Here is a 6000-nt window from a genome sequence, read left to right on the forward strand (position 1 = left end):
TGACGCCGCTCCCCCAACTGGCCCGCGGCTTTCCGAGGGAAATTGTGGGTTCGGGTGCGTCGAGAACGAAATACTTCGGGAGTGGCGTGAGCCGCGAAACCCGTGCGGCATGGTTTCGCGGCAGAGCAACGGCTTCGGCGTTGCCAATGCGTCAATGACTTCGGCGGGAGCGCTGGCTTCGCGGCTGACGCCGCTCCCACAACACTCCGCCTCCTGCTCAGCGCTCCTTGCGCCAGTTCACCGAGCCGCGGTTTTCGACCGTGGACGATTCCACTTCGATGTCGAAGCCGCGCCGCAGCAGGTACTTCAAGGTGAGTACCGAACCGCTGCCGATCAGTGACACGCCGTAGCCGATGTAGAGCTTGGGCGTGATGTACTTGCCCACGCCGATCACCGAACCGCCCAGCGCGCGTGACTGGCTGACGCCAGCATCATCGAGGCCGATCTTGGCGCCCACCTGTGCAGCAAGCAGGCCGGTGCCGGCCGACAATGCCGCCGATGCCGCGTTGACCTGCTGTGCCTGGTCGCTGCTGGCCATGCTCAGGCTACGCCCCAGCACCAGATAGGCCAGTGACTCGGATTGCGACATCGCCGGATCCGACCACACGTCGACCTTGGGCTGCTGGGCACGGCCGGTGACATGGATGCCGGCGGTGATGTCACCAATCGAGCGCTGCGCCTTGATGTTGATGCGCGGGTCGGAGACCACGCCGTAGTTCCACAACAGCTGGCCGTCGGTGATGGTCAGGTCCTGGCCGTAGGCCTTGTAGCGGCCACTGACTTCCAGGCCGCCGTTGGCGGTCATCTCGCGGCCCGGGCGTGCACGCACCTGCATCCTGCCGGTCAGCGCGCCCTTGAGGCCGAAGCCGCTCATCTTGACCTTGTCGCCGAGGCTGACGGTCAGGTCCATGTCCAGCGGCGAGGACGGGCCTTCTTCCGGGTCGACGGGATCCAGCACCACGATGTCTTCCGACGCCGAGGTACCGCGATCCAGGCGTTCAAGATCCAGATCCGCCTCGGGTACATGCACGCTGCCACGCAGTTCCATCGCGGTGCCAGCCAGGGTGAAGTCCAGATCCGGATTGGCCACCACCCGCAGTTCGCTGGTGTTGGCCATCAGCACCTTGTCGCCGTGGATATGCAGCTGCAGGGGCTGTGCATCGCCGAACCAGGACAGGCCGCCATCCACCTGCAGCGTGCCTTCGCCACCGGTCTTGGTGGAGGCGCTGATACGCGCCGAGCCGTCGGGCTGGGCGATGAAGCTGCCCTTGCCTTCGCTCAGGGTCAGTCCCAACGCCGGGAATTCACCGGTGAAGTTGCTGAGCTTGGCCTCGCCACCCAGGGTTGGCTGCGAGCGCGTGCCACGCAGGCTGACGTGGCCTTCGATCAGCCCTTGCGGGCGCACCAAGTCAGGCGAGAACAACTCCAGCCAGTACAGCCGCGCGATGTTCATGTACAGCTCGCCGGTGAGTGCCGCATTGGGCTCCCAGCCGGTCTGCACCTTGGCATCGATGAAGCCGTCGCCCTTGAAGCCGACGCCGAGGTAGCCCTTGATGCTATTGGGCAGCATGTCGACGTTGAGCGAGAAATTGTCGTAACGCACCAGCTCGCCACGGGCATTGTCGCCCAGGCGGATGCCGCCTTCGGCCGAGGCTACCTTGAAGCCACCTTCCCAGGCATTGCCACGCGGACGGATGTTGCCATCCAGGGTGAGCTCGCCACGCAGGTACATGCGGCGGCCTTCATTGGGCGGCAGCCATGGCTGCACCAGGGCAAGCGGCAAGGCATCGCCGCGCAACTGCAGGCCTTCGCGCGGCCAGTTGGCGGCGATACACAGGGCACCACCGGTCTCCGAGCCCAGGCAGGCATCGGACAGGGTGAAGTTGCTGCCCTGCGCACTGAACGTGGCCGCTTGCCGCAGCTGCCATGGCGCGCCCTTGACCGGTGCGATCCGCAGCGAGGCCAGCTCGCCGCGCCAGGCCTGGCCCTGCTGGCGCACGCTGCCACTCAACGCCACCGCGCCCAGCTCATTGCGGGTATCGGCGTCCAGCTGCAGGTTCTGCACGCTGCCACGTGCGTTGATGTTGACCTGGTCGAGCAGCATGCCGACCTCGATCGCACTGCCATGGATCGCCAGCGCGCCGTTGTTGCCCTGCCATGGCAGACGGCCGTTGATGCTGATCTGCTGGGCCTTCCAATCGTCCCATTGCAGGCCATTGCCGCGCAGGTCGGCGCTGATGTCCGGCTGACTCGGCGTGCCGCGCAGCTGCAGCGTACCGGCCAGGCTGCCGGTGCCGCCGGGCAGCAGATCAGACAGGTGCAACGGCTCCAAGCGCGCATCCACATCCAGACGGTCACCGACCTTGCCCTTGGCCTCGATCTGGCTGTCACCCATCACCAGCCGCACATTGCCCTCGCCCTGCGTACCCTGCAATGCGAGCTTGGCGCGCGCATCGACGCGACGGCCGCGCAGCATGCCGTTGATCTGCGGCACGTCCAGCGTGGCCTCGAAACGCATGTCGTTGCTGCCGGCCATGGCCGGCAACTGCTTGCCCTTGGAGGCCAGCGAGCCGGACAGGTTGCCTTCCCAGCCCGGCGCGAAATAACCGGGATCAAACTTGGACAGGCTTGCATCCACATCCCAGGCCAGCGTCGGTGCCCAGGCCGCCGAGCCCTTCAGTTCCAGCGAACCACCAGGCGTGCTCGCCTGCAGCCGTTCGATATGCGCCTGCTGGTCGTTGCCACGCACATCGAAATCAAGATTGGCGTCCTGCGCTTCGCGCGCCACTTCAGCCTTGCCAACGGCGGCCCAGTTCTTCAGGTTGCCGGCCACACCCAGCCGCGCCTCTTTCAGATGCAAGGGCACAGGTGTGCTATCCGGCGAACTCGGGTCCGGCTCGGGGGTGTAGGTCAGCTGGTTGGCCACAACCGCGAAGCGGAAGCCCGGGTTCTGCGCATCGCTGAAATCGGCGGTGCCCTGCAGCCGCACGCTGCCGCCGAAGGCTTCGGCAACCAGCGGCGCAACCGTCAGCACCTGCTTGTCGATGGCGACATTGGACGGCGCCAGCACCAGTTCGTTCTCGCCCTGGCGCACCCGTCCCTGCAACCGCGCCTGGCCACCGCGGCCACGCGCGGTGAAATCCAGCGCCAACGGTGCCGGCGCTTCGGCCAGGAACTGCGCTGGCACCAGCTGGCCGATATCCAGCTGCTCGCTGCGCGCTGCCACGTTCCACACCGGATCGCTGCGGCCATCGAGAATGAAACTGACATGCAGCGGCTTGGGCGCGTAGCCGGCCACCGCAACTTCCATATGGGCCAGGTTGCCACGTGCGACCAAGCCCAGCCGCGCGGCGGGCTGGCCCGGACGTGGCGGCATCAGCGCGCGCACGGTCAGGTCGGTGGCGTAGTCCTTGCGCGGCAGGTAATGGCCGTCGATACGGAAATCGCCGAGGTTGCTGTTGACCTTGATCTGGGTGGCGGTGAACTCGCCATCGGCGGCTTCAAGTCCGCCACGGACCTTGCTGATGTCGATGATCGGCTGCTGCAGCTGGGTGATGCGCAGGCCATCGATGACGATGGTGTCGGCCTGCAGGGCCAACGGCAACTCGATGGCCGGCAATACATCCGGCCAGTTGGGCAGTTCGAACGGCGTGTCTTCCGACGGCCCCAGCTCCAGCGTGGCATCACTGATGCGCAGCGCGTCCAGGCGCAACTTGCGGCCCAGCAGCGGGCGGATATCCGGATCCAGATAGGCCTGGCCGGCAGTGAAGTGCAGCTCGTTGTAGCGGAAATCCAGGTCGTGCAGGATCAGCGGCCCAGCCAGCGGGCCTTCGGCCTTGCTCCAGGTCAGCGATGAGCCAGCGGGCAGGCGCGCGACCACCTGCGCCAGCAGCACCTCGCGGCCGGCTACGGTCTGCAGCAACCAGTACAGCGCGAACAGGCCCAACAGCACCAGCACGGTGATGGTGATGCCGCTGCGCACCGCCAGCGTGCGCAGCCGCGCCTTGCGCTTGGCACGCAGCTCGGCGATGCGCGCTTCGCGCTCTTCCGGGGTCACTTCATCGGGGCGTGTACTCACAGGTCAGCTCCGATGTTCAGATACAGCTGGAACTGCGAATCCGGGTTGTTCAGGCCATGCGCGATATCAATGCGCACCGGGCCCACAGGCGACTTCCAGCGCACGCCGAAGCCGACGCCGGTATGCAGGTCGATGGTGTTGTCGAAGGCGCTGCCGGTATCGACAAACACCGCGCCGCCCCAGGGACCGCCGCCGAAGTAGTGCTCGTATTCGACCGAACCCACGGCAAGATTCTTCGCGCCCAGCGCGAACTTGTCCGGTGCCGGCGTACGCGGGCCGACTTCGCGGAAGGCATAGCCGCGGATGGAGCGGTCACCGCCGGCGAAGTAACGCAGGCTGGGCGGCATCGCGACCAGATCGCTGGTCCAGGTGGTGCCGGCCTGTCCGCGCAGGATCAAGCGATCAGCCTCGCCAACCGGGATATACCAGCGCACGGTGGCATCGGCCTGGATGAAACTGGTATCCGAACCGGCCCCCTCGATGCCGCCACGCAGGGTGGCATTGCCGCTCAGGCCTCGGCGCGGGAAGCTCTTGTCGTCGACATCGACGTAGTCGGCGGTGAGCTGCGGGTAGACCAGCGTCGAATAGTTGTAGACCGCGGCATTGAACTGGTCGCCGGAGCTGTAGCGCCACCGCTCGCGCAAGGCATTCATCGAGACGATGGCGGTCCAGTGCTCGTTGATCTCGCCGCTGCGGCTGGCGATCAGCTTGACGTTGCGCAGGTCGATGTAATCGGTCTGCTCGTCATAGGCACTGATCGCATAGCTGTACCACCCATCCAGCCAGCGGAAGCCCGGCACGCGGTAGCTGGTGATGAAGCTCTTGCGCTTCTGTGCGTAGTCCAGCTGGGTGCTGAGCTTGTGCCCACGGCGGTTGACGTAGCGACGCTCGACGCCACCGCGCACACCGGGCCCGCTCTCGCTGCCATAGCTCAGACCAGCGGTATAGATGGTGCGCTTGGCGCGGGTCAGCTTTACGTTGACCGGGACCTCGCCGTTGTCATCGGCCTGTTCCGGATGCGGCTGGATGTCGATGACGCTGAAATAATCGAGCTTGGTCAGCGACTCGCGCAGGCGATCAAGCTTGCCTTCATGCCAATAACTTCCCTGTTCCCAGTACACCAGTGGCTCGAACAGCCCCGGACGGAAATAGTCCTGCTCGAAGGTGATCGGCCCCATGTTGTAGCGGCGGCCGCTGTCCCAGGTGAGGAAGATGTCGGCGGCATTCTCGGCGCGTGTCACCTCCACCTTGCGCTGGGTGAAGTCGGCATCGAAGTAACCACGCTCGGCCAGGCGCCGGGTGATGGTGATCTTGCTGGCCTCGTAGTTCACCGAGTCGAAGGCTTCGCCGGTCTTGGGGTGGAAGGCCTCGATGTCGTCCTGCAGGTACTGGTCGCGCGAGGCCGGGCCGGTGATGGCCAGTTCCTGGGTACGGACCTTGACCTGCTCGCCCTTGTCGACCTGGATCAGTACCTGCAGGGTCTCGCCGGTACGCGGCGCTTCCACTGTGATCTTCGGGTTGTAGAAGCCGAACGGCTCCAGCGCGGTGCGGGTCTGCCGCTCGGCCTGCGACAGCAGGTATTCCAGCCGGGATTCGCCCTGCACCTTGCCGATCGCGTCGTAGAGCGACAGCGACACCTCGATGTTTTCAATCATCTCGGCGTCATCACCCTTGTCCAGACCCTTGATCTGGACTTTTTCGATGGTGCCGCGGGCATGGGCAAGGGGTGCTGCTGCCAGCGACGCCAGGAACAGAAGGAGCGGGGTGATTCGAGATAGCTGCATGCGCGCCAGCATACCGGTCCGAACATGACCGGCAAAATCACATGGCCGGCAGGGCCCAGCCATGCTCGGCCGGGGTGGCCCCTGTTGTGCCGAGCCATGCTCGGCAAGGGCATTACCGGTACAGCCTCTGCCGAGCAT

General features: G+C 65.5%; 2 protein-coding genes. Both read right to left on the reverse strand.

All coding sequences use genetic code 11. From position 1 onward, the window contains the following. Positions 1-217: 217 nt before the first annotated feature. Entirely contained in the window at positions 218-4030 is a 3813-nt protein-coding gene (locus tag AC1VWL_RS11430; RefSeq protein ID WP_482986762.1) for a translocation/assembly module TamB domain-containing protein, read from the reverse strand. 44 nt (positions 4031-4074) lie between these two features. Further along, a complete protein-coding gene (locus AC1VWL_RS11435; protein ID WP_482986761.1) occupies positions 4075-5874 on the reverse strand; it encodes an autotransporter assembly complex protein TamA in 1800 nt (599 codons plus the stop codon). Positions 5875-6000 lie beyond the last annotated feature (126 nt).

It is taken from the genome of Stenotrophomonas sp. STEN063, assembly GCF_056854515.1.

Excerpts from the sequence above, each read along its gene's own strand:
- AC1VWL_RS11435 (WP_482986761.1), bottom strand. The coding sequence starts at position 5,874 with ATGCTGGCGCGCATGCAGCTATCTCGAATCACCCCGCTCCTTCTGTTC.